This is a genomic window from Variovorax paradoxus (assembly GCF_030811855.1).
In the GTDB taxonomy this organism is placed as follows: Bacteria; Pseudomonadota; Gammaproteobacteria; order Burkholderiales; family Burkholderiaceae_C; genus Variovorax; species Variovorax paradoxus_L.
Genome location: NZ_JAUSRN010000001.1, coordinates 194,461 through 218,441 on the forward strand (window position 1 = coordinate 194,461; position 23,981 = coordinate 218,441).

Below are 23,981 nucleotides of genomic sequence, written 5' to 3' on the forward strand. Positions count from 1 at the left end.
CTGAATGCAGGAGTGGCTCCCCCGCGCGCCCTCATCAGAAGGCCGCCCGGTAGCTGACTTCGAAGCTGCGCGGCGCGCCGATCATGACTTGATTGTTCGAATTGGCGCCGCTCCAATACGCGTAGAACTGGTCAGTCAGGTTGCGAACGCGAAAGGTGATTTCGCCCTTCTTCAGGCTCCAGGTCGCATAGGCGGTCGCAGTCGTGAACCCGTTCATGCGGGCCGTGTTGGCGTTGTTGGCGTAGGCGTACCCGGTTCGGTTGACGCCGCCACCGATGCGCAGCGGCCATCCCGGCACCTTGTAGTCGACCCAGAGGTTGGCAACCGCGCCCGGCACGTTCGGCGGGGTGTTGCCCGCGCGCGAGACGCTGCCGGCCTCGATGAGGCTGTCAAATTTGGCATCGACCCATGCGAGATTGCCGCTCAGCGTCAGCTCGCGTGTCGCCTTCCAGACCGCGGCGAATTCCAGGCCCTGCGCGGACTGCTTGCCGCTGTTGACTGTGAGCGTCGGGTTGCTGAAATCGCGCGACAGCACGTTGTCGAGTTCGATCCTGTAGGCCGCCAGCGTGTAGTCAAGGCGGCCCTCCATCGCCGACTGCTTGAGGCCGAGCTCCAGCTGCTTGCCCGTCGAGAGGCTGAAGGCGGCGTTGGCCGCCGAGAGCAGCAGGAGGTTGCCCGTACCGACCGGCGCGCTCGCGTTCGAGTACTGGGCGTAGACCGAAGTGTCGGAGTCGATCGCGAAAACCACGCCCAGACGCGCCGACGTGGGCTTGTACCTCTGCGTGAACGATGCCCGGGCCCCGGTGTTGAGGTCCATGTTCTGGCGCTCCAGCTTCACGTGGTCCTGCCGCAAGCCGCCCACGAGGGTCCATCGGTCGCTGACGGACAGGGCATCTTCCATGAAGATAGACGCCGTCGGAATCCGTGCGTCGAAGATCGTGCGATTGCCGGCACCCGCGAACAGGGCAGGGTTCGCGGCAAAGCTGCCGTAGCGCCCCGGAATGGTGGCGAACTCGCTCACCGAAAGCGCATTGTTGGCTGCGGTCGATCCGCTCGAGAAGTCGCGGTTGGAAGAAAAGTCGGTCTTCGTGTATTCAAGCCCCGCCACGAACCGGTTCTTCATTCCCCCGATCGGCGACGTGTTCGTGAGATCGAGCCGATTCGTCAGGATCTGGTGATCGTGCGTGATGCCGACCAGGTCGCGCACGATGCGGCCCGGGGCGGCGAAGGCAAAGGACTCCGAATTGCGCCACGCCCTGTCCGCCGTGTAGTAGGAAAGCTGGTTGCGCAGCTTCCATTCCGGCGCGATCTGCCAGCTGAGCTTGGCGCGCGTCCAGAGACTGTTCGCACTCATCTGGGCATCGTCGAAGTTGTAGTTGCGAAACGCGATGCCGCGATCGACCACTCGCCCGCTGGCGTCGCTGACGATGTCCGTCGGCTGGAACGCATAGGCACGCGGCACGAGCGGCGTGCCTTGGTAGGACAGCGCACTGTCCCTGGCGTAGTCCATCGACAGATCGAGCGTGAGCTCACGCGTCAATGCCGTGCTGAAGCCCATGGTGAGGTTGTCGTAGCGCTGCTTGTTGCGGTCGATGTACCCGTTGGTCTGCTGGTGGCTGTAGTCCAGTCGGAAAGCGCTCGATTCGCCGATGTTGACGCCCAGGCCGACACCGGCACGCGCCGTGCCGAAACTGCCGTAAGACAGCATGGCCTCTGCCCCAGGGTTGCTGCGGTCGGGTCGCTTGGTCACGAAGTTGACGGCCGCGCCGATGGCGCCTTCACCGTAGAGCACCGACGAGGGGCCCTTCAAGACTTCGATGCGCTCATAGTTCCAGGTGTCCTGGGGCCGGCTCACCATCGTCGGCACTGCAATGCGATCGCCGTCGAACAGATAGGTGATGAAACCACCGGTGAAGCCGCGCGTGGAGATCACCGATGGCGATCCAGGCGCTCCACCGGCAGTGATGCCCACGCCGCCGCGCAAGGCTTCCTCGAAAGTCCGCGCGCCTCGCCGTTCCATGGTCTCCTGGCTGATGACCTCGACCGAAGCCGGCGTTTCCATGACGCTCAGGCCCAGCCTGCCGGCAACTTCGGTCGTTGTTGCCTGAAGCGCCGGCGCCTGATCCTGCCGGGGAGCCGTCACCTCGACCGGTCGCAAACTCACTTGCGCCAGCGCAGACGTGCTGGCGAGCAGAGCGACAAGGCCCGGGATCGTGATGTGTGGGGTCGTGAAAGGACCTGAAACCCGGGGCCGGACCCCGAGCTCGGCAGGCTTGCGCATATGCTGTTCCTCTAGCCCGCATTCCCGCTGGGCTGTTCCAAGAGACACACGCTGCCATTGCACGAGCCGATGCCAACCCGGCACACAGGTGCCGAGCAGCCCGGACAAACGCACTCCCGCAGCGTCCGAAGGCGATTGCGAAGGCCGGTATCCGGGCTCGCGGGTTGCCGTCATGCGCTTGCGCACAACAACAGAAGCCTCGCCTTCCCACGCTCGATTCAGCGCAGTGGCTGCGAGCACCCGAAGATGCTCGCTCGAAACTTCTCTATCCGCTTACCGTTGCGGGGGCAGCGCAGGCATTGCGCGTCATCGACGCGTGCACCTGCTTCCCGTTTAACCTCCCAAACCATTTCCGGCATGGGGGGCACCTTCGAACCGTGGCGGTGATCGCTCCAGCAAGGAGTGGTCTACCGACCGGGCGGATTATAGAAAGCGCCGACGGCTCCGATGCAAGAATTGCGGACGGCCGAGTTTGAACATGACGGACGCTCGCGCACTGCGTGCGCGCCTGTCACTCCACGCCCAGATACCCAGCATGACAACAACCAGCGCAGCGCCGGCGAATGAAAACGCCCTGTCGTCGAGTTCGACTTCAGGCAACAACGCCTTGGCCACGTTGTAGACAGCTACGCCGAATGAGATGGCAACGATGAGCCAGCCCAGTGTCCGGCGCACGCGGCGCCCTGCCTCCGGATGCTCGATACCACGGCCGATTCGGCAGATGATGCGGCCGTCCAGCGTATCGGTGACCATCATTCCCGCCGTGAAGGTCATCCCTGCGAGCAAGGCCGCCCATGCACCGCCGTTCCTGTTGCTGGCGACGTAGCCCCAGGCTGCCGCCTGTGTGGCGGTATCGAAGACAGTGGCGAACAGCACGCCGACGACCACCACCGACCAGGCACTCGTCTGCTGCCGCAGGCGCGCAGGGATCAGGCTCATTTTCCAACCAGTCGGCGCGTAGGCCTCGTCCCTGCGCAGCAGCAGGCGCAGATTGAGGCAACCAACCACCATCAGCAGCAAGGTTGGAATCCATCCGAATACGGTCATTACGAAGCCCGGGGGATCGAAGTGCAGCGCCAGCTTGCTGACGACCACCGCGATCAGCGTGACCAGCAGGCCGTGACCGAGCGCGAACAAGGTCCCGATCCAACCTGCATGGGCGTGCGAATGATTGAGTGCCCGCCAGGTCAGTCCGTCGATACAGGCAATGTGGTCCGGGTCCAAACCGTGCCGCAGCCCCAAAGCGAACATCAGGACCAAGCCCGAAAAGGACAGCCACTCGGCGTTCATTCATGGCTCCGCAACGGCCGATCGGCCAGAACCCAGGCCAGTTCGCCTTCAGTGACTACCTGCTGCCGCTCCAGAACCTGCAGCAGCGCCGCAAAGAACCGCTCGTAGTAGTCCCACGGCGGCTGCGCATCGCAGTCCAGCCGTTCCCAGTCGCCGATCGATTCGATCAGTTGCTGGCGGAAGTCTTCCCAGTCGAAGTGCCCCTGCTTGGCCACCGCCAGCGTCAACCCGAAGAGCTGCCGTTGCCACGCCTCTGCAAAGAACAGCTTGCCCTGGCTGCGCGGCGGCGAGTCGGCATGGCCCAGCATCTGAGAAGCCGCGTATTCCTCGAAGCGAGTGAACATGGCACTCCGCCTCAGGCCGCTGTAGGCGACGCTACCAGTGCAACGCCCATCATCGCCTCTGGCGTGACCAGCGCAGCCAGTTGCTCTTCGCTGAAGCCGTCGGTATTGGCCGGCCGCTCGGGCACGACAAACCAGCGGATCTGCGCGCTGCTGTCCCACACCTTCACCTCGATGTCCTCGCCTATCGGCACGCCGAACTCGCGCAAGACAGCACGCGGCTCGCGCACGCCGCGGGCGCGAAACACGGGATCCTTGTACCAGTACGGCGGCAGCCCGAGCACCGGCCACGGATAGCAGGAACAGAGCGTGCAGATGATCAGGTTGTGCACACCCGGACCATTGGCCACCGCCGCCATGTGCTCACCCTCGGCGCCTTCCATGCCCACTGGCAGCTGAAGCTCGGCGATGGCTGTGGGCGTGTCGTCGATCAGACGCTGCTTGAAAGCGGGATCGACCCATGCCCTCGCGACGATACGCGCACCGTTGAACGGTCCCGCGATCTTCTCGAAATGATCGAGCACCGCATCGACCGAGTCGCTACCAATGACACCCTTCTCGATCAACAGGGCCTCCAGTGCGCGCACCTTCGCGGCACTCGCCGCTTCGCGCTCGTCGTTGTACTTGAACAGGTCGCTGCTCATGGCGTTCTCTCTTCTTTCTCGGGCGTTCGGGATTGCAGGTAGACCTCGAAGAGGTCGGCGTAGATCGTCGTATTCGGTTCGCAGAGGTCGGGGCCCCAGATGTCGCTCGCGTCAAATGCGATGCGGTACACCGGCATCGGTCCTTCCAGCCCGTCTGGGCCCGTCGAACAGAAATACTCGAAGGCACCTGGGTACACCTCGCGGACAGTGCCCTTCTTGTTGCGCAGGTAGCCGGGTAGCCGCGTATGGTCGGCCGCCGCGGGGTCAGCCACATGCACTGCCTGGCCCGCCGTGAACTGCGGCGCATGCGGTAGGGGCCGCTGACTAGAGTCGCCGTGCAACAGGTAGTCGACAACCTGTCGCTTGATCGGTTCGTTCGGCCGCTCAGGAAGCGGTGCGTCCGGCTGGGCGCGGTAGCGTGCAGTCAACTGCGCCAGCTCTTCGGCGGTGATGTAGCCCTCGTCGACAAAAAACTGGCTGATGCCCATCAGCCACTTCTCGTAGTAGCGGAACTTGAAATACTCGAAGGGCTGCATGCTCTCGGCACCGGTGCGTAGCGAGGCCCAGGTCCAGGTGTCCTTGAACGTTGTCGGCAAGGTGGTCATGGGGTACTTCGGCAATGCATCGGCGAGGTGGGCGCTCTCGGCCATCATCACGGTGTGGATGCCGAAGATGCGCTTCTCCCAGTCCTGGACGAAGACTCGGGTTTCGAGGTTGACGGGCCCGAGATTCTCAAGGCCGCCCAGCGCATGTTGGAGTTTCATGGGTGCTCCGTTTCAGATTCGGTGGCAGGAGCCGGCGCCCGTTCGGGTTGAACCACGAGACATCCGAGGAAACCCTCGCGCAACGCGTCGCCCGCAAGTTCCCGCCCGATGAAGACCAGCTTGCTGCGGCGCGGCTCGTCAGGTCTCCACCGCCGCCCAGGCCGCGCATCGAGCAGCATGTGCACGCTGTGACAGTGGAACTGGCGTGCCTCGCCGTTGAAGTGAAGCACGCCCTTCGTGCGCATCAGCCGCGCGCCTTCACGCTGGACCAGCTGGTTCATCCAGCGGCTGAACTGCTCCGGGTCGATGGCGCCGTCGGTTTCCATGCAGCACGAGCCAATCGAGGTGTCGTGCTCGTGGTCGTGCGCCTCGTCGTCCAGCAGATCGGGTTCGATCGACAGCACGTGCGGCAGCGAGAAGCGCTTCGTGCCAAGCAGTTCGGCGGCCGAAACCTGCGCTCGCTCCGTCCGGACCAGGTGCGCGGCCGGGTTCAGCCGGCGCAGCTCACGCTCGAGTTGCTCCAGCTCCCGTGCGCTGGGAATCTCGACCTTGTTGAGCACGATCACGTCCGCAAAGGCGATCTGCTCGCGCACGATGTCTTCGCCGATGTGGAGCAGGATATGGTGTGCATCGGCCACGGTGATCACCGCCTCGAGTTCCACGCGTTGCAACAGGTCAGCATCGGCGAGAAAGCTTTGCAGCACCGGAGCGGGATCGGCCAGGCCGGAGGTCTCGATGATCAGCCGCTCGATCGGACGTTCGGCGCGTTGCAGCAGCTCGTTCACCGCCGCTGTCAGGTCCTTTCGCACCGTGCAGCAGACGCAGCCATTGGTGATCTCGATCAGCGGTTGGTCATCGGCGACGATCAGCTGCCCGTCGATGCCGACCTCGCCGAACTCGTTGACGATGATGCCGATATAGGTGTCGCTGCACTGCGCCAGCAGGTGGTTCACGAGCGTGGTCTTGCCGGCCCCGAGGAAGCCGGTGACGATCGTGACAGGGATCTTGGCGGGAGCCATGGCGGTCCGGTCTACTGTTCGGACGCAGCGAGCGCCGAGGTGGCACGCGGCGGTTCCGTTGCCGCCATCGGCTCGCGCATGTCGAGCCCCCGGCGATCACGAATGCAGAAGGCACCCACCACCAGCGTGAGCAGCGCTACGGCGATCGTGTAAACGAGGCCCCGGAAGATGTCGCCGCTGCTCACGACCATTGCAGTGGCGATGAACGGCGCAAAGCCGCCAATCCAGCCATTGCCAAACTGCAGAGCCACGGAGACGCCGCTGTAGCGCACCTGCGTCGGGAACTGCTCGACCAGGAACGCGCCCATTGGCCCGTACACCATGGTCGCGAGCAGGACCAGCACGAACAGCATCAGCACGACCATGGGCGCATTCACGCGTGCCGGATCGGCCGTGAGCGGCATGCCGCGCTCGACCAGCACGCGGCGCAGTGCCGCTTCATCGAAACCGGTCAGCGTCGTTTCGGCGACCACGAACTGCAGCTCGCCCGCCTGCGGCCGCAACGTGTACGGCACGCCTTGCGCAGCCAGGAATGAACGGGCGCGCGTGCACGGCTTGGTCGCCTTCGGCTGGAACAACTGGCCGATGAAGGACTGGTCCTCGCTGCAATCGCCGCCTTGGATGACGACCTGGGTGCGGGCGCGAAACTCTTCCTGCGCCGGGTTGCCGTACTTGGCCATGCCCTGGAAAAGCGGCATGAACAGGATTGCGGAAAGCAGGCAGCCCGTCAGCATGATCCACTTGCGCCCAATCAGGTCGGACAGCCAGCCGAAGAGCACGAAGAACGGGGTGGCCAGCACCAGGGCAATCGTGAGGTACGCGTAGGCGGACTGCGGCGGCAGCTTGAGCGTCGCGGTGAGGAACTGCAGGCTGTAGAAGTGCGCGGTGTACCAGATCACCGCCTGCCCGGCCACGGCGCCGAAGATCGTCACCAACACGATGCGCAAGGTGCGCGGATCGCCGAAGGTGTCCTTGACCGGGTTTCGCGAGCCCTTGCCGTGCGCCTTCATCTCGAGGAACACAGGCGACTCCTCCAGCCGCATGCGAACGTAGAGCGAGTACGCGAGCAGCCCGATCGACAGCATGAACGGCACGCGCCATCCCCACAAGGCAAACGACTCGGCTGACATCGACGAGCGCAGCACCATGATCACGCCCAGGGAGACGAGCAGCCCGATGGTGCCGGTGATCTGCAGCCAGCTGGTCATGAAGCCCCGGCGGCGCGGATCGGAATGCTCGGCGATGTAGGTGACCGCGCCGCCGAACTCGCCGCCGATCGCCAGCCCCTGCAGAAGGCGCAGCAGCACCAGAAGCGCGGGCGCGGCCCAGCCGATGGTCTCGAACGTGGGCAGGAAGCCGATCGCGGCGGTGGCGGTGCCCATGATCATCATCGTCACCAGGAAAGTCTTCTTGCGCCCGACCAGATCGCCCAGACGCCCGAAGACGATCGCACCGAAGGGCCTCAGCACGAAGCCTGCGCCGAAGGTTGCGAGCGACGCGAGGATGGCCGCCGACTCGTTGCCCTTGGGAAAGAACAAGCCGCCGAAGAACACGGCGAGGCTGCCGTAGATGAAGAAGTCATACCACTCCAGCACCGTGCCAAGCGCCGCGGCAAAGACCACCCTGCGCGTTTCACGCGAACGCTCGGGCGTTGCGGGGGATGTTTCAGCTGTTGATGTCATGTCCATACTCCTTGATGTATGGCGGGCGCGCGTCAAGCGCCGCTCCGGTTGTCGATGCGAGCGATGAAGTCGCGCAGGATCGAATTGAAGCGCTCGGGCTGCTCGAGCATCGGGAAGTGCGCGGCGCTTGGCACCAGTTGCAGTATCGCGCCGAGAATGCCGGCGGCAAGCGCATTCGACTCGGCCGGCGGCGTGATGGCGTCCTCCTCGCCGCAGACGACAAGCGTCGGCAATGCCAGGCGTGCGAGCTGCGCCCGGCTGTCGGCCTCGTTCAGCGAGACGATGGCTTCGCGGGCGACGAATTCCGGCGTTTGCGCCACCTGTTCGCGCGCAAAGGCCACCAGTTCAGCCGAGGCGGCGGAGGCGAACGAGCGGTCGATCACCGCCTGGCTCGCGGCCGTGACGCCGAGGGTGTCGATGGCGCGCAGCACATTCTTCACGTTCACATCCGGGCCGAGCCCGTGCGGGGTGGCGCCCACCAGCACCAGCGCGCGCAAGCGACTCGGGTGCGCGAGCGCGAAACGCTGGGCGATCGTGCCGCCCATCGACAGCCCCACGAGGATGGCGTCGTCGAGACGCAGCTTGTCGAACAGCAGCACGAGGTCGTTCACGAACGCATCGATCGTGTAGCGGCGCGAGCGCGGTGATGCCGAGCGGCCATGGCCAGGCAGATCGGGCACCACCAATCGGTGGTCGTGCGAGAACGCGCCCATCTGCTGGCGCCAGAATTCGCCGGTCGTGGTGAAGCCGTGGCAAAAGACGAGCGCCGGGCCGTGGCCCGCCACGCGCACGTGCATGTCTCCGATTGAAATAATGTCGTTCATGTGCATTTCCAGGTGAAAGGGTGGAAGCCGCCGCGCGGCGTCGAATGCGAGGCGGAGGGCACAGAGCAAATCCGAGGCCCGCTCGGCGGACGTTTTCACGATTTCGACAAGTGCTTGATTTACTTGAAGAAATGCTCGCCAGGGCTTCGATTGACGGCCTGGAGTACATTGCCTTAGTCTCAGCATTGAGTCCCAACGTCGCAAATACGAGACGAGAAATGCCCTTTCCCGAATGGTTCGGCTCCGGCCAGAACGAAGCCGAGTTCCTGCGCCGCGTGCTCGACCACGTGTCCGACTGCCTGGTGGCGGTCGACACCAATGGCCGCGTCGTGCTCATCAATGCGCCCTACTGCCGCCTGCTGGGCGGCCCCCAGGAAGACTTCATCGGCCGTCACATCACCGATGTCGTGTCGCCGAAGACGCGCCTGCACCACGTGGCGCGCGGCGACCTCTCCGTGACCATGATGCCGCTCGAAGTGCGGGGCCACCAGTTGCTCGCGCGGCAGGTGCCCGTCTACCAGGACGATCGAATCATCGGCGCGGTCGGTCTGGCGCTGTTCTCCAACATGGCGGCGCTGAAGAAGGCGGTGGCCGTCGTCGGCGACCAGGGACGTGCCATCCACAGCCCGCCCACGCCGTGGACCGCGCGCTACGGCATCGACGACATCCTGGGCCAAGGCACCCGGATGGACGCGGTGCGCGCGGCCATCGAACAGGCCGCGCCGCTCTCGCTGCCCGTGCTCGTCCAGGGCGAGACCGGCAGCGGAAAGGAACTCGCGGCCAACGCGATCCATGCGCTGTCGCCGCGCGCTCGGCGGCCGTTCGTGTGGGTCAACTGCGCGTCCATTCCGGAATCGCTGATCGATGCGGAGCTCTTCGGCTACGAAGGCGGTGCCTTCACCGGCGCCCGGACGCGCGGCAAGCCGGGCAAGTTCGAACTCGCGAGCGGCGGCACGCTGTTCCTCGACGAGATCGGCGACATGCCCCTCAGCCTGCAGGCCAGCCTCCTGCGCGCCGTACAGAACCAGGAGATCGTGCGCGTGGGCGGCGTCTCGCCGATCCCGATCGACACCCGCGTCGTCTGCGCCACCCACCGCGACCTTCAAGAGCGTGTGGACGCGGGCCAGTTCAGGGCCGACCTGTACTACCGGCTCAATGTGCTCGGCGTGCACATGCCCGCGCTGCGCGAGCGCGACGACCTGGAGTGGCTGGCCGAGCAGTTGCTCGAGCGCATCGCGCTGCGCGAAGGCCTGCCGGGACGCCGTGCACCCTCATCTGTTCGCGCGCGATGGCTGGCCTTCGACTGGCCAGGCAACGTGCGGCAGTTGGAAGCCGCGCTGCTGCGCTTTTTGCTCTCGGGCGAAGCCGGGCTGCCGGAAGTGTCCGCCGCGAAGCGTCCGCAGGCCGCGCCCGATCAGCGCGGAATGACGGCAACGACCACGTTGCAAGCACATCTGGACCGCGAGCGCGATGCCTTCATACGGAAGACGCTCGCGGAGACCGCCGGCGACAAGGACGAGGCCGCGCGCCGGCTGGGCATCAGCCGCGCGACGCTGTATCGGGAGCTACGGCGCTCACCTGCATAGCTGCATAGCTGCATAGCTGCATAGCTGCATAGCTGCATAGCTGCATAGCTGCATAGCTGCGCTGCAGTATGTGCGAGCCGTCTGAGATCAAGTGTGATCTACGAACCAAGCAGCCTTTTAGGAAAGGACGAGTCTGGCGTTCGCGCCGTTGGCGCACCGTAGCGGCTGGTGCTGGCAAGCGCTGCTCAAGGCTGAAGTACAAATCCGCAAAACTCCCTGAACTGGGCGCCAATCCGGCCATTACTGTGTTGGCGAAGAAAGTGCGTGACTCCGCGCCAACTGGAGAGCACATCAGTCGATGTGCACGTCGCTGTTCGGCACTTCGACGATGTCCGACTTCCGGTCTTTGGTGAAGGACTCCAGGTAGGGGCGATTCTGGAAGAAGTTGGCGTCCAGCTGCTTGTCGCTCACGGCAAGGTTCGGCTGCACATAGTCGCTGAACACCTTCACCTGCAGGTCAACGCCCTGCGCCTTCAACTGCGGCCGGATGAACTCCAGGATCTCTGCGTGCGGCACGGGTGACGCGGCCACGCGCAGCGCCTCTTGCGCCTGGGCGGCAGCACCGAAACCGGCGATGGCCAGTGCCACGACGAAATAGGCGCGGCGAAATGAAAGCAACATGTTCGGGATTCCCTCAAGAAATGAATTTTTGTCGAACCACTTTCCTCACGAAGGGAAAGATGGGGCGTCGCAGGTTAGCCGCGACACTCCCGGGCCCAAGCAACCGATAAGCGCATGCATATGTGTTTTTCGCATGCGCCGTGGCGAAGGGGCGTGCGGCCGCTCCTTATGCATGCACCGGCTAAGCAATACCGAAAGCCTTCTTTGGCGGGCCCGCAGGCGCCGCTTAGTCTTCGGCGATTCTTTTCCTCGAAGGATCCCGCAGATGAACGATCGTTTGAACCGCGTGCACGCATCGCGCTCCGCTGCCGTGAAAGCCGGCCTCGACCATCCCGTGATCGACACGGATGTCCATGTCAACGACTACGCCCCCGTGCTGGAGGATTACGTGGCGCAGTACGGCGGCAGCAAGCTGGTCGACGCGCTGCGCAAGGCGCTGGGCGGGCGCTTCGTCACGCGCAACGGCGGCGGCAAGGACTGGTACCAGCAGACGCCCGAGGAGCGCCAGTTCCACCGCACGCTGCGGGCGCCGTGGTGGGCCCGCGTGACGCGCAACACCTACGACCTGGCCACCTACACGCTGCCCGCGTTGCTCTACGAGCGCCTGGGCGAGCAAGGCTCGGACTATTCGATCCTTTTCCCCAACGACGTGCTCTCACCGGCCGCAGCCGGCAGCGAATACCGCCAGCCGCTGCACCGCGCGATCAACCACTTCCATGCCGACCAATACCGACCGTACGCCGACCGCCTGACGCCGGTGGCGGGCATCCCGCTGCACACGCCGCAGGAAGGCATCGAGGAACTGGAGTTCGCGGTCAAGACGCTCGGCCTGAAGGTGATCAACATCGCCGGCGGGGTGCGCCGTCCGATCGGCGCCATCGCCGAGAAGTATCCGGCGAAGGAGCACCCGGAGATCGCAAAGCAGACCGGCTACATCGACTTCTACGGCATCGACAGCGAGCACGACTACGACCCCTTCTGGGCCAAGGTGGTGGAGCTGGGCGTTCCCGTCACCACGCACTATGGCAGCCAAGGCTGGACGGGCCGGCAGTCGATCAGCAACTACATGAACAACCACATCGGCCACTTCGCCGACGGCTCGCAGGCGTTTGCCAAGGCGCTGTTCTTCGGCGGCGTGACGCGGCGCTTTCCGGGGCTGCGCGTGGGCCTGCTCGAAGGCGGCGCCGACTGGGGCGCGCACGTCTACACGCACCTCGTGGACCGCTGGGAAAAGCGCAACAAGAACGCGGTGCGCAACTACGATCCCGCGGAAGCCGACATCGAGCTGCTCGCCTCGCTGTTCGAACGCTACGGTGCCGACCTGCTCAAAGGGCGCGCGCTCGACAAGTCGAAGCTGCTGCGCGACAGCCTCGGCATTTCCGCGCTGCCGCACAGCCGCGAGCCGAATGAATCGGAGATCGACGACTTCGCGCTCGCCGGCATCGAGAAGGTCGAGGACATCCGCGACCGCTGGGTGAACAACTTCTACTTTGGCTCCGAGGCCGACGACCGCACGGTGGCCGCGGCCTTCAACACCAAGGTGAATCCGCTGGGCACGAAGATCAACGCGATCTGGTCGTCCGACGTGGGCCATTGGGACGTGCCCGAGTTCACCGAGCCGCTGGCGGAAACCTGGGACCTGATGCAACAGGGCGTGATCTCGGCCGCGGACTTCAAGGCCTTCGTCTTCGACAACCCGCACCGCTTCTATACCGAGGCCAATCCGCGCTTCTTCGAGGGCACCGAAGTCGGCCGCAAGCTCGGCCTGAAAGGCGCGAAGTGAACGACAACATGACACGCAATGTGCTCGCACGCCTGCGCCGTTGGGCCGCGCCGCTCGGCGCGCTGGCGCTGATGGCAGCCGCCGCGTGGCCCGCGCAGGCGGCGCCGGAGACCATCCGCATCGGCGTCGCCACCGCGGGCGGCGGCGATCCCGTCACCTGGGGCGGCTCGCCGGGCGGCGTCGCGCGCGTCAACAATTGGCTCGAAGAAGAGTTCAAGGCGTCGGGCGTGAAGGTCGAATGGCTCTTCTTCAAGGGTGCCGGCCCGGCGGTAAACGAGGCGCTTTCGAACAAGCAGATCGACTTCGCCTACCAGGGCGACCTGCCGTCGATCGTTGGCCGCTCCAATGGCCTGAAGACCAAGCTGCTGGTGGTGAGCGGCGCACGCAACAACCTGTACCTGGTGACGCCGACCAAGTCGGAGATCCGTTCGATCAAGGACCTGAAGGACCGCACGGTCTCGATCTTCCGCGGCACCAACGGCCACCTCGTGGCCATCAACGTGCTTGCCGCCAACGGGCTGGCCGAGCGCGACATCAAGGGCGTCAACCTCGACACCGGCAGCGCGCAGGCCGCGCTGGTGTCCAACGGCGTGGATGCGGCCTTCGGTGGCTACGAATGGTTCAAGGTTCGCGACCAAGGCCTCGCCAAGGTGGTGTACTCCACCCAGGGGCAGGACCCGGCCTTCACGCGCCAGGCTTCGCTGCTGGTGCGCTCCGACTTCGAGCAGGCCAACCCGGCCGAGGTTCAGCGCGTGGTCGACGTGTTCGTGCGGGCGGCGCGTTGGTCGTCCGACGAGAAGAACCGCGACGAGCTCTTCCGCATCTGGGCGCGCAGCGGCACGCCAGTTGCTTCCTGGGCGGCGGAGTTTGATCAGCAGCAACTCGCGGTGCGCAACTCGCCGCTGGTCGATGACTTCATCATTGGGCGCTACAAGGCCGTGGTGGCCGACGCGCTCAAGCTCAAGCTGATCCGCCGCGAGGTGTCGGTGGACGACTGGTTCGACACGCGCTACCTGAAGAACGCGTTGAAGAAGCAGGGCCTCGAGAACTACTGGACGGTCTACGACGCCAAGGGCAATCCCAAGGGCGGGCCGGCCGCATCGGTCGCGGCCAGATGAGTGCCGAAGCCAAGTTGACGGCCGTCCTGCGGCCTCGCGCCGACGCGCCCGTCTCCGCCGGAGCGCGCTCGATCGCATCATCGCTGCCCTGGCGCCGCATCGGCCGCGCCGGTGAAGGCGCCCTGCCCTGGCTCCTGCCCTTCGCGCTGCTGGCGCTGTGGTTCACGGGCGCCGAGCAGGGCTGGATCTCGCCGCAGGTGCTGCCGCCGCCGCAGTTCGTCTGGGAAACCTTGCGCGACCTGGCCACGAGCGGCGATCTCTGGCTGCATGTGAGCACCAGTTTCACGCGCGTTGGCGTCGGCTTCGCGGCCGGCAGCCTTCTTGGTCTTGCACTGGGCTCGGCCATGGGACTGTCGCGCTGCTTCGAGGCTTATGTGCTGCCCACCTTCAATGCGCTGGTGCAGATCCCGGTGCTGGCCTGGCTGCCCTTCGTGCTGCTGATCGTGGGCATCGGCGAACCGCTGAAATACATCCTCATCGCCAAGGCGGCGCTGGTGCCGGTGGCACTCAACACGCTGCAGGGTTTCCGGCAGACGCCTTCCGCCCTGCGCGAAGTGGGCGAGGTCTATGGCTACACGCGGCGACAGCAGGTGCTTGAAATCGTGCTGCCGCATGCCGTACCCACCCTCTTCACCGGCGTGCGGCTGGGCTTCACCAAAGCCTGGCTCTCGCTGGTCGTGGTGGAACTCGTGGCATCGAGCGAAGGGCTGGGCTACCTCATCGTCTATGGCCGGCAGCTGTTCCAGCTCGACCTGGTGATGGCGGCCGTGATCGTGGTGGGCGCCATTGGCTATGCCATCGACCGCCTGCTCGACCGCCTCGAAACCGCGGTGCACCAGCGCCAACCCGGCGGAGCCGCGCGATGAGCGACGCCGCCGAACTGGCTGCCGTGCAGCCGCTGCAGCCCAAGCAGCGCAGTCGCTGGCGCGGCTTCGTGCTGCCCGTGGCGGCTGCCTTGCTGTGGTGGCTGCTGTCGTCGCTCGATGTCGTGAACTCGGCGCTGCTGGTCTCCCCGACCAAGGTGTTCGACACCGCGGTGGACCAGGTGGCGAGCGGACGCCTCTGGCGGGCCCTCAGCGCCAGCCTCGCGCGCGAGGCGACGGGCTTCCTGATCGGCACCGTCTCGGGCCTCGTGCTCGGCGCGCTGCTGGGCCTGTCGCCGCTTTTCAACCGCATCGTCGGCCCGAGCTTCAACACCTTCAAGCAGATCTCTCTGTTCGCGTGGATTCCGCTGATCTCGGTATGGTTCGGCCTCGGTGACGTGGCCAAGGTGGTGTTTCTCTCGCTGGCCGCGCTGGTGCCGGTGGTGGTCAACACCTGCGACGGTATCCGCACCGCGCCCGCCGGCCTGCTCGAGGTGGCGCGCGTCTACGGCTACACGCGCTGGCAAACCGTCACGCAGGTCGTGCTGCCGGCCGCCCTGCCTTCGATCTTCACGGGCGTCTACCTGGCGCTCATCTATTCCTGGCTCGCAACCATCGGCGCCGAATACCTGCTGGTGGCCGGCCGAGGCATCGGCAACACGCTGATCGAGGGCAGCGAGCATTTCCAGATGGACCTGGTCATCTTCGGCATGTTCGTGATCGGCCTCGTGGGCTGGCTCATGAACGCCTCGGCCCGCGCGCTGGAGCGCCGCCTGGCGCGCTGGACCGGGCGCGCATGAACCACGCAGAAAGAACTCTCCTCTCATGACATCCCTCCTTGCGAACCCTTCCAACGAACTCGACATCCGCGGGCTCGGCAAGCGCTATGCGAATACGCAGGCCAGCGGCGGTGAACTGCAGGTGCTCGAAGGCATCGACCTGCATGTTCCGGCCGGCCGTTTCGTGAGCATCGTCGGCACCAGCGGCTGCGGCAAGTCCACTTTGCTGCGGCTCATCCTCGGCCTCGACGCGCAGTACGAGGGAAAAATCCTGCTGGACGGCGAACCGATCTCGGGCACAGGCCGCGAGCGCGGCATCGTGTTCCAGGACCATCGCCTCTTTCCCTGGCTCACGGTGGAGCAGAACATCGCAGTCGGGCTGCGCAACTCACCCTTCAGCGCCAAAGAGAAGCGCGAACTGGTGGCCGAGCACGTCGCTCTGGTTGGACTCGAAGGATTCGAGAAATCGTGGCCGCACCAGATCTCAGGCGGCATGGCGCAGCGCGTGGCGATCGCGCGGGGCCTGGTGAACCGGCCGCGCGTGCTGCTGCTCGACGAACCCTTCGGCGCGCTCGATGCGCTCACACGCTCGCGCCTGCAGAACGAGCTTCAGCGCATCTGGCAGAAGGAGCGCATCACCATGCTGCTGGTGACCCACGATGTTGAGGAAGCCGTATTCCTCGGCGATCGCGTGGTGGTGATGCAGCCGTCGCCCGGCCGCATCCGGCGCACGGTGGAGGTCGACCTGCCGCACCCGCGCAACCGCAGCGACCCGGCCTTCATCGCCTTGCGCGACGACGTGCTCAGCGACTTTCTCGATGCGGATGCCGATCGCGCACCGGTCGCCACGCCGCAACCGCCCATATCGGCCGAGGCCGGCCTGCCGCAGCGGCTGCAGCTGGCGTGGTGAGCGCCGCAACCCCTTCCACCTTATTCCAAGGCATTCGACCCATGGCTTCATCCACGTGCCAGTTCAAGCTCGGCGCCTTCCTCATGCAGACCGGCCACCACATCGCGGCCTGGCGTCATCCAGGCGCGCAGGCCGATGCCGGGAGCAACTTTCGCCACTACGTCGAGCTCGCACAGAAGGCGGAAGCGGCCAAGTTCGACGCCGTCTTCCTGGCCGACTCCGTCGGCGTGCGCAACAGCGACCTGCCTTCGCTCTCGCGCACGGCGCGCGCCGACCACTTTGAACCGCTCACGCTGCTCTCCGCCATCGCGGCGCTGACCGAGCGCATCGGGCTCATCGCCACGGTGTCGACGAGCTTCAACGAGCCATTCAACGTAGCGCGCAAGTTCGCTTCACTCGACCAGATCAGCGGTGGGCGCTCGGGCTGGAACCTCGTGACTTCCAGCGGCACCGGCGAGGCGCAGAACTTCAACCGCGACGAGCATTTCGAGCACGCGCTGCGCTACGAACGGGCGGCCGAGTTTCACGATGTGGTCACGGGCCTGTGGGACAGCTGGGAGGACGACAGCTTCGTGCGCGACAAGCAAAGCGGCCAGTACTTCGACGGGCACAAGCTGCACGTGCTGGGCCACAAGGGCACGCACTTCTCGGTGCGCGGCCCGCTCAACGTCGCACGCTCGCCGCAGGGACGGCCGGTGGTGGTGCAGGCCGGTGCTTCGGAGGCTGGCCGGGACCTTGCCGCGCGCACGGCCGAAGTGATCTTCGTCGCGCACCAGACCTTCGAGGAGGCGAAGGCCTTCTATGCCGACATCAAGGGCCGGCTGCCGCGCCATGGCCGCCACCCCGACGAGGTGAAGATCATGCCCGGCATCTTCCCGGTGGTGGGCCGCACGCAGGCAGAGGCCGAGGAGAAGTTCGAGCAGCTGCAGCAACTCGTGCATCCGGTGGTTGGCGTGTCGCTGCTGTCGAACGTGATCGGAGGCTTCGACTTTTCCGGCCTTCCGGTCGACGCCCCGCTGCCCGAACTGCCGGAAACCAACGGCCCCAAGAGCCGCCAACGGCTGTTGCTGGACCTGGCGCGCCGCGAAAACCTCAGCATCCGCGATCTCTATCTGCGCATTGCCGGCGCGCGCGGCCACCAGCAGGTGGTGGGCACGCCTTCCCGCATTGCCGACCAGCTGCAGCAGTGGTTCGAGGAAGGCGGCGCGGACGGCTTCAACATCATGGCGCCGTGGTTCCCGGGCGGGCTGGACGATTTCATCGAGCTCGTGCTGCCCGAGCTGCGGCGGCGCGGCCTGTTCCGCACCGAGTACGAAGGCCGAACGCTGCGTGAGCACCTGGGTTTGCAGCGGCCCGTGCATCGCGCGCATTCGGCCCGCGAAGCGCATCAGGCCGCCATCGCGTGACCGCGTTCCCCACCTTTCTTGTTCCGCCATCGTCCATGCCCCCGCAACCTCCTGCCTACGAACAACTCGCCGAGCGCTTCCGCCCCGTGTTCGCCCGCATCGCCGAGCATGCCGCCCAACGCGAGAACGAGCGCGCGCTGGCCTACGACGCCGTCACCTGGCTGCGCGAGGCGAACTTCGGCGCGTTGCGCGTGCCGCTCGCCCATGGCGGCCTTGGCGCTTCTGTCGAGCAGCTGTTCGACTTGCTCATCGAGCTTGGCGCGTCCGATTCCAACCTGCCGCAGATCCTGCGCGCGCACTTCGGGTTCATCGAACGGCTCTACGCCGAGATCGATCCCGAACTGCATGCACCCTGGCTGCGGCGTGCCGCCGATGGCGCGATCTTCGGCAATGCCACCACCGAGCTGGGCGAAGCCGAGGTGGGCACGCTGCAGACCACGCTCAAACGCGATGGCAGGGGCTGGCTCCTCGATGGCGACAAGTACTACAGCACAGGGACTCTCTACGCCGACTGGATTCCCGTGACAGCCCAGCGCGCGGACGAGCTGGGCAAGCAAGGACGGGTGCTGGTGCTTGTGCCCGCGGAGGCGCGCGGCGTGGAGCGCATCGACGACTGGCGCGGTTTCGGGCAGCGCCTGACGGGGTCGGGCACCACCCGTTTTCGCCGCGTCGCTGTCGAGCCGGGCCATGTGCTGTCTTACGATCGCGATCGGCCGACGCCGCTCACCGCGCATTTCCAGCTCACCCACCTGGCCACGCTGGCCGGCATCGCGCGCGCGATCGAACGCGATGCGGTTGCCTTCGTGCAGCCGCGCAAGCGCGTGTACAGCCATGGCAGCGGCACCACACCGCGGGAAGATCCAGTGGTGCAGCAAGTGGTGGGGCAGCTTTCCAGCGCCGCCTTCACGGCGGCAGCGGCCGTGGCTGCAGTAGCCCGCGGACTGGGCGACATCGACCGCCTGCGCCAGCGCGGCGAGCCCATTCCCGAGAGCCTGATCGTCGACGTGGAGCTGCGCACCGCCAAGGCGCAGGTGGGCATCGTCGACACCGTGCTGAACGCTGCGACGCGCCTGTTCGACATCGGCGGCGCCTCGGCGCTGCAGGAAGACCGACGGCTGGATCGCCACTGGCGCAACGCGCGCACCCTGGCCTCGCACAACCCGGTGATCTACAAGGCGCGCACGGTCGGCGACCATGCACTCAACGGAACCCGGCCGACCTTCTATTGGGCAGTGGGAACCCGGAGCGAGAGTTGATCAGGCTTCGCCGGCGCGATGCCGGAACTGCGCCGCGGCGTGCCGCGCGGGTAACCGGTCGCCGGCGTCGAACAGCTTGCGCCGCAGGCTGCCTTCGGCGTAGGCGGTCTTGTAGACGCCACGGTTTTGCAGCTCAGGCACGATCAGGTCCACGAATTCCTCATAGCTCTCGGGCACCACGGTACGGCTCAGGTTGAAGCCATCCACGCCGGTCTCGTCGATCCAGGACTGCAGTTCGTCCGCCACTTGCGACGCATCGCCGACGATGGCCGGATAGCGCCCACCGAGTTCGAACAGGTCCAGCAGTTTGCGGCGCGTCCAGCCCTGCTGCGCGGCGGTGCGGGTCGCCGATTCGATCGCGTTGGTTTTTCCGTAGTCGATTGGTTCGTCCAGGCCGTAGCGCGCGTAGTCGATGCCGGTGCTGGCAGAGAAATGGGCCAAGCCCGCCTCGCGGCTTGCGTAGTCTCGATAGTCCGCATATTTTTCCTGCGCCTCTTTCGCGCTGGCGCCCGGCACCACCGCCGCGCCGACGAACACCTTGATGTCGTCTGGGCGCCGGCCCGCCAGTACCAGTTGCTCCCGCAGCGCCTGCACGCTCTTGCGCGCCGCATCCTTGCTGGGCGGCGAGATGAAGACGCACTCGGCATGCCGCGCTGCAAAGCGCTGGCCACGGCCCGAACTGCCAGCCTGGAACAAGACAGGCGTGCGCTGGGGCGAGGGTTCAGCCAGGTGATACCCCTCGACCTGGTGGTACCGGCCCTCGTGCCGCACCTTGTGCACCCGGGCCGGGTCCGCGAACACGCGCGCGGCCTTGTCGCGTTGCACGGCTTCGTCTTCCCAGCTTCCCTCCCACAACTTGTAGAGCACTTCCAGATACTCGTCGGCCCGTTCGTAGCGCTCGTCGTGCGCAATCTGCTCGCTCAGGCCCATCGCGCGCGCGGCGCTGTCCAGATAGCCGGTGACGATGTTCCAGCCGATGCGACCGCGCGTGAGATGGTCCAGCGTCGAGAAGCGCCGCGCCAGCAGGTAGGGCTGCTCGTAGGTCAGATTGACGGTGACGCCGAAGCCCAGGTGCCGGGTTGCCGCCGCCATGGCCGACACCAGCAGCAGCGGGTCGTTCACCGGGAGCTGGATCGACTCGCGCAGCGTCACGTCGACGTTGTGCCGGTAGACATCGTAGACGCCCACGATGTCGGCAATGAACAGGCCGTCGAAAAAGCCGCGCTCCAAGGTGCGCGCCATGTCGGTCCAGTATTCGAGCGTGTTGTACTCGAGCGAGCGGTCGCGCGGATGGGTCCACAGGCCGTGGTTGATGTGGCCCACGCAGTTCATGTTGAACGCGTTGAGCAGGATCTCTTTCTTATGCGCCATGTCAGAACGCCGGCAGCACGCCGCCGGCGAAGGTCTTGACGATGAAATCGCGCACCTCGTCGGTCTGGTAGGCCTTGACGAGCTGGCCGACCCAGGGCTGGTCCTTGTCCTGCTCGCGCACCGCAATCAGGCAGGCGTAGGGACCTTCCTTGTCCTCGACCAGGATGCCGTCCCGCGCCGGATTGAGACCTGCCTTGTTGGCATAGTCCGCGTTGACGGCCGAGGCGTCGGTATCGTCGAGTGTGCGTGGCAGTTGGGCGGCCTCGATCTCCACAAAACGGAACTTCCGGGGGTTCTCCATGATGTCGCGCGGCGTGGCGTTGATGCCCGCGATCGGATCGATGCCGCTCTTGAGCTTGATGGCGCCCGCCTTCTGCAACAGCAGCAGCACACGGCTTTCGTTCGACGGGTCGTTGGGAATTGCAATGCTGGCGCCTTCCGGCAGGTCCTTGAAGGCCTTGTACTTGCGCGAATAGATCGCGATAGGGCCGATCCAGGTGCGGCCGAAGCCCACGATCTTGTAGCCGCGCGAACGCACCTGCGCCGCAAGGAAGGGCCGGTGCTGGAAGCTGTTGGCATCCAGGTCTCCGGCATCCAGCGCGGCGTTGGGCCGGCTGTAGTCGGTGAAGGGCACGATCTGGATCTTGAGGCCGTAGTCGCGCTCGGCCACGCGCTTGGCAACCTCGAAGGTCTGCTCGTGCGGACCGGTCGTCACGCCGACCTTCAGGATCCTGGTGGTGCCGGGCTGCTCCTTCAGCGCCGAGAAGGCCGGCAGGCCCGCACCGGCAGCGGCCGCGGCCGAGGTGAGTTGCAGCAGGCGGCGGCGCGACAGCGCGGCCGGAATCGACGGGAAGCGGCTCAAGGGAAACTCCGAAGAAGAAACGAACAAGGAAGAAAGAGGCCGGTGCTCACAGGGCGCCGTGGCGCGGCGGAAGCCGGTCGTTGAGGTAGTAGTTGCCGATGTGGTGGTACTTCCAGCGCACCGGGTCGTGCAGCGTGTGGGTGCGCGCGTTGCGCCAGAAGCGGTCCAGCCCCAGGCCGTCAAGCGTGGCGCCGGTTCCGGCCAGCTCGAACAGGCGGTTGCCGGCATCCAGCGAGGCGGTGGTGCTCAGCACGCGAGCCTCGGCCACCGCGATCGAGGCTGCGGCCACGCTGTGCTCGTCGGGGGCGCGCTGCGCTGCCTCCACGAAACGCGCGGCGCGGCGCAGCAAGGCCTCGGCCGCGCGCAGGCGCACCGCCACCTCGCCGGTCAGGTGGATCGCGAGCGGGTCTTCGCTGGCGCGTTCCACGCCGGCATCGATCCATGGCCGCGCGCGCTCGCGCACGAAGGGCAGCGTGGCCTCGAAGGCGCCGCGCCCGATGCCAAGATCGATGGCGGCATGCAGCAGCTGCGCGAATGGGCCGATCGTGGTGGGCCGCTCGAAGGAAGCCAAAAAAGGAATGACCCAGGCCGGGTCGACCTGCACGCCTTCGAAGCGCACTGAGCCGCTGCCCGTCACGCGTTGGCCGAAGCCGTCCCAGTCGTCCACGATGCTCACGCCCTGGGCGCGGCGCGGCACGAAGGCAAGCTTGGTCACCTCGCGAGCGCCCTCCTGCGCCACGACCAGCGTAGGAATCCAGTGCGCGAACAGTGCGCCGGTGCAATAGAACTTCTGGCCGTCGATCTGCAGACTGCCGCCCTCTTCGTGCAGGCGCGTGCGACGCTTGAAGTCCTTGTGGCCGATCTCCGCGAGCGCGTTGCCGAAGCGCTCGCCTTCGAGTACGCGGCGGTAGAAGAAGCTTTTCTGGGCCTCGGTGCCCCCGACCCTCAGCACCTCCAGCGCGTAGTAGTGGTTCTGCGGAATCTGCCCGAGCGAGCCGTCGGCGGCCGAGACGATGGCGATGACCTCCGCCAGCGTGCGCAATGAAACGCCGGCACCGCCGTGCTCGCGCGGGACGGTGATCGCCCAGAGGCCGCTGGCGGTGAAGCGCCCCAGCTCGGCCCAGGGCAGGCGCCGCTCGCGGTCGCGCGCCGCGGCGTCCCGCGCGAAGTCGGCAGCGAGCTCGCGTGCGATCTGCAGTGCCTGAGCGTCGTCGCGGATGCGCAGCGGTTTATGCGCCGCGACGGGGGCGGCAACGGGCTCAGCCCCTGCCCCGGATGCACGATCGGAAAGAACGGCGGTAAGCGGCATCGGTCAGTTCCAGGAATGCCGGGGCGGCGGCACGTTGTTGAGCAGGTAGTTGCCGATCAGATGCGCCTTCCAGCGCACCGGGTCGTGCAAGGTGTGGGTGCGGGCGTTGCGCCAGTGCCGCCCCAGGTTGTGGGCTTCACGCGTGGACGAAGAGCCGGCCAGCTCGAACAGCTTCTCGGTAGCGTCGAGCGCGATGCGCGTGGTCAGCACCTTCGCCTCGGCCACTGCGACAGAAGCGCGTGCGCTGGATTCGGCGGTGACGGGCTGTGCCGCCACTGCATCGAGCGTGCGGCCGCTTTCCAGCAACACCTCGTGCGCGGCGTGCAGGTCCACTTCGAGGCGGCCCACCTCGTGGATGATGTGGGGATCGTCCGCAGCGCGGGCCACGCCGGCATCGGTCCAGGGCCGCGCATGCTCGCGCACGAAGGCGATCGCCTCGGCGAGTGCCGCCTGCGCAATACCCTGGTCGATGGCCGCTTGCAGAAGCTGCGAACCGGGCCCAAAAAGGCCGGGCCGATCGGCCAGCTGCCACAGCGGCAACAAGTCGGCCTCGTCGACCGGCACGGCCTCGAAGCGCACCGTGCCGCTGGCGGTAGTGCGCTGGCCGAAGGAGGACCAGTCGTCGATCACAGTGAGCCCGGGCGCATCGCGCGGAACCCACACTTGCACGGCTCGGCCCTGGTCGTCGAGCGCGCGCGCCGGCACGCGATGCGCGAAGAGCGCGCCGGTTGAATAGAAGCGCTCGCCGTCCAGGCGCAAACCTTGAGGCGTGCGGCGCAGCCGTGTTGCACCCTGCGCAATGGTCTTCGCCCGCCTCTCCGGCCCGGCGTTGCCCAGCCGTCGGCCCGCGAGCACCTCGGCGTAGAAGCGGGTCTTCTGCGCCTCGGTGCCGATCTCGCGGAGCACGCCCAGCACGCCAAAGTGGTTCTGCGGAATTTGGCCGAGCGAGCCGTCGGCGGCCGACAGGATCACGAAAACCTCGGCCAGCGTGGCGTAGGACACGTCGGCGCCGCCATGCGCGCGCGGCACCGTGATGCCGCCGAGCCCGCTCTCGGACCACAGATCGAGCTCTTCCCACGGCAGGCGCCGCTCGCGGTCGCGCCCGGATGAACCGGGTGAGAACAGCGCGGCAAGGCGGTGCGCGGCCTCCAGCGCTTCGTCGTCGTCGCGGATGCGCCGCACGCGCGCGGGATCGGGGTCGCGCGGCTTGCGCGGGATGGCGAGGCCATCGGAAAGAGATTCAGGCAGGGAGGACATCGGGGAATGAATCGT

At 66.2% G+C, this 23,981-nt stretch carries 20 protein-coding genes, 1 pseudogene and 1 riboswitch; of the genes and pseudogenes, 8 read left to right on the top strand and 13 right to left on the bottom strand.

Annotated elements, in window-relative coordinates:
• Positions 1–34: 34 nt before the first annotated feature.
• The 8 genes from J2X92_RS01020 to J2X92_RS01055 all read right to left on the bottom strand — a co-directional run bounded on the left by J2X92_RS01020 (position 35) and on the right by J2X92_RS01055 (position 8,845).
• Positions 35–2,164 (bottom strand): TonB-dependent receptor, encoded by a 2,130-nt coding sequence (locus J2X92_RS01020; RefSeq protein ID WP_307572717.1) that lies wholly within the window; start codon positions 2,162–2,164, stop codon positions 35–37.
• Between the two features lie 242 nt (positions 2,165–2,406).
• A riboswitch (cobalamin riboswitch) is annotated at positions 2,407–2,667 on the bottom strand.
• 37 nt (positions 2,668–2,704) lie between these two features.
• Positions 2,705–3,571 carry a HoxN/HupN/NixA family nickel/cobalt transporter gene (locus tag J2X92_RS01025; protein WP_307572718.1) on the bottom strand — a complete coding sequence of 289 codons (867 nt, stop codon included), beginning with the start codon at positions 3,569–3,571 and terminating at the stop codon, positions 2,705–2,707.
• On the bottom strand, positions 3,568–3,915 hold the full coding sequence (locus J2X92_RS01030; RefSeq protein WP_307572719.1) for a nitrile hydratase accessory protein: 348 nt from the start codon (positions 3,913–3,915) through the stop codon (positions 3,568–3,570). Before J2X92_RS01030 ends, J2X92_RS01025 begins: the two co-directional genes overlap by 4 nt.
• Before the next feature lie 11 nt (positions 3,916–3,926).
• Positions 3,927–4,556, bottom strand: coding sequence for a nitrile hydratase subunit alpha (gene nthA / locus J2X92_RS01035; protein ID WP_307572721.1), 630 nt, complete (start codon positions 4,554–4,556; stop codon positions 3,927–3,929).
• Complete coding sequence (gene nthB / locus J2X92_RS01040) at positions 4,553–5,320, bottom strand: nitrile hydratase subunit beta (RefSeq protein ID WP_307572723.1); 768 nt, start codon at positions 5,318–5,320, stop codon at positions 4,553–4,555. Before nthB ends, nthA begins: the two co-directional genes overlap by 4 nt.
• Entirely contained in the window at positions 5,317–6,339 is a 1,023-nt protein-coding gene (locus J2X92_RS01045) for a CobW family GTP-binding protein (protein ID WP_307572725.1), read from the bottom strand. Before J2X92_RS01045 ends, nthB begins: the two co-directional genes overlap by 4 nt.
• Positions 6,340–6,350: 11 nt before the next feature.
• On the bottom strand, positions 6,351–8,021 hold the full coding sequence (locus J2X92_RS01050) for an MFS transporter (RefSeq protein WP_307572726.1): 1,671 nt from the start codon (positions 8,019–8,021) through the stop codon (positions 6,351–6,353).
• Positions 8,022–8,053: 32 nt separating this feature from the next.
• Positions 8,054–8,845, bottom strand: coding sequence for an alpha/beta fold hydrolase (locus J2X92_RS01055; protein ID WP_307572727.1), 792 nt, complete (start codon positions 8,843–8,845; stop codon positions 8,054–8,056).
• A 218-nt stretch (positions 8,846–9,063) separates the two neighbouring features.
• Between J2X92_RS01055 and J2X92_RS01060 the strand changes: the two genes are divergently transcribed.
• Positions 9,064–10,431, top strand: coding sequence for a sigma-54 interaction domain-containing protein (locus J2X92_RS01060; RefSeq protein ID WP_307572729.1), 1,368 nt, complete (start codon positions 9,064–9,066; stop codon positions 10,429–10,431).
• A gap of 294 nt (positions 10,432–10,725) precedes the next feature.
• Here J2X92_RS01060 and J2X92_RS01065 read toward each other — a convergent pair.
• Positions 10,726–11,052: pseudogene (locus J2X92_RS01065) on the bottom strand (MetQ/NlpA family ABC transporter substrate-binding protein); the annotation flags it as partial.
• A 265-nt stretch (positions 11,053–11,317) separates the two neighbouring features.
• Here J2X92_RS01065 and J2X92_RS01070 point away from each other — a divergent pair.
• Genes J2X92_RS01070 through J2X92_RS01100 form a run of 7 tightly spaced genes read left to right on the top strand, consistent with a single transcriptional unit; the run spans position 11,318 to position 19,167 of the window.
• Entirely contained in the window at positions 11,318–12,835 is a 1,518-nt protein-coding gene (locus tag J2X92_RS01070; RefSeq protein WP_307572730.1) for an amidohydrolase family protein, read from the top strand.
• An 8-nt stretch (positions 12,836–12,843) separates the two neighbouring features.
• Entirely contained in the window at positions 12,844–13,953 is a 1,110-nt protein-coding gene (locus J2X92_RS01075) for an ABC transporter substrate-binding protein (protein WP_307572732.1), read from the top strand.
• Entirely contained in the window at positions 13,950–14,819 is an 870-nt protein-coding gene (locus J2X92_RS01080; RefSeq protein WP_307572734.1) for an ABC transporter permease, read from the top strand. The genes J2X92_RS01075 and J2X92_RS01080 overlap by 4 nt, the downstream gene beginning before the upstream one ends.
• Positions 14,816–15,616: an ABC transporter permease gene (locus tag J2X92_RS01085; protein ID WP_307572735.1), complete on the top strand. Its 801-nt coding sequence runs from the start codon at positions 14,816–14,818 to the stop codon at positions 15,614–15,616. The genes J2X92_RS01080 and J2X92_RS01085 overlap by 4 nt, the downstream gene beginning before the upstream one ends.
• A gap of 25 nt (positions 15,617–15,641) precedes the next feature.
• Positions 15,642–16,505, top strand: coding sequence for an ABC transporter ATP-binding protein (locus J2X92_RS01090; RefSeq protein ID WP_307572736.1), 864 nt, complete (start codon positions 15,642–15,644; stop codon positions 16,503–16,505).
• Between the two features lie 41 nt (positions 16,506–16,546).
• Complete coding sequence (locus J2X92_RS01095; protein ID WP_307572737.1) at positions 16,547–17,911, top strand: LLM class flavin-dependent oxidoreductase; 1,365 nt, start codon at positions 16,547–16,549, stop codon at positions 17,909–17,911.
• A 35-nt stretch (positions 17,912–17,946) separates the two neighbouring features.
• The gene (locus J2X92_RS01100; RefSeq protein ID WP_307572739.1) at positions 17,947–19,167 is read left to right on the top strand and encodes an acyl-CoA dehydrogenase family protein; all 1,221 of its coding nucleotides are present in this window, start codon (positions 17,947–17,949) and stop codon (positions 19,165–19,167) included.
• Here J2X92_RS01100 and J2X92_RS01105 read toward each other — a convergent pair whose 3' ends face one another.
• Genes J2X92_RS01105 through J2X92_RS01120 form a run of 4 tightly spaced genes read right to left on the bottom strand, consistent with a single transcriptional unit; the run spans position 19,168 to position 23,966 of the window.
• Complete coding sequence (locus J2X92_RS01105) at positions 19,168–20,538, bottom strand: LLM class flavin-dependent oxidoreductase (RefSeq protein ID WP_307572740.1); 1,371 nt, start codon at positions 20,536–20,538, stop codon at positions 19,168–19,170.
• A gap of 1 nt (position 20,539) precedes the next feature.
• Positions 20,540–21,400, bottom strand: coding sequence for a MetQ/NlpA family ABC transporter substrate-binding protein (locus J2X92_RS01110; protein ID WP_307572742.1), 861 nt, complete (start codon positions 21,398–21,400; stop codon positions 20,540–20,542).
• A 46-nt stretch (positions 21,401–21,446) separates the two neighbouring features.
• On the bottom strand, positions 21,447–22,709 hold the full coding sequence (locus J2X92_RS01115; RefSeq protein WP_307572743.1) for an SfnB family sulfur acquisition oxidoreductase: 1,263 nt from the start codon (positions 22,707–22,709) through the stop codon (positions 21,447–21,449).
• A 3-nt stretch (positions 22,710–22,712) separates the two neighbouring features.
• Positions 22,713–23,966: an SfnB family sulfur acquisition oxidoreductase gene (locus tag J2X92_RS01120; protein WP_307572744.1), complete on the bottom strand. Its 1,254-nt coding sequence runs from the start codon at positions 23,964–23,966 to the stop codon at positions 22,713–22,715.
• Positions 23,967–23,981 lie beyond the last annotated feature (15 nt).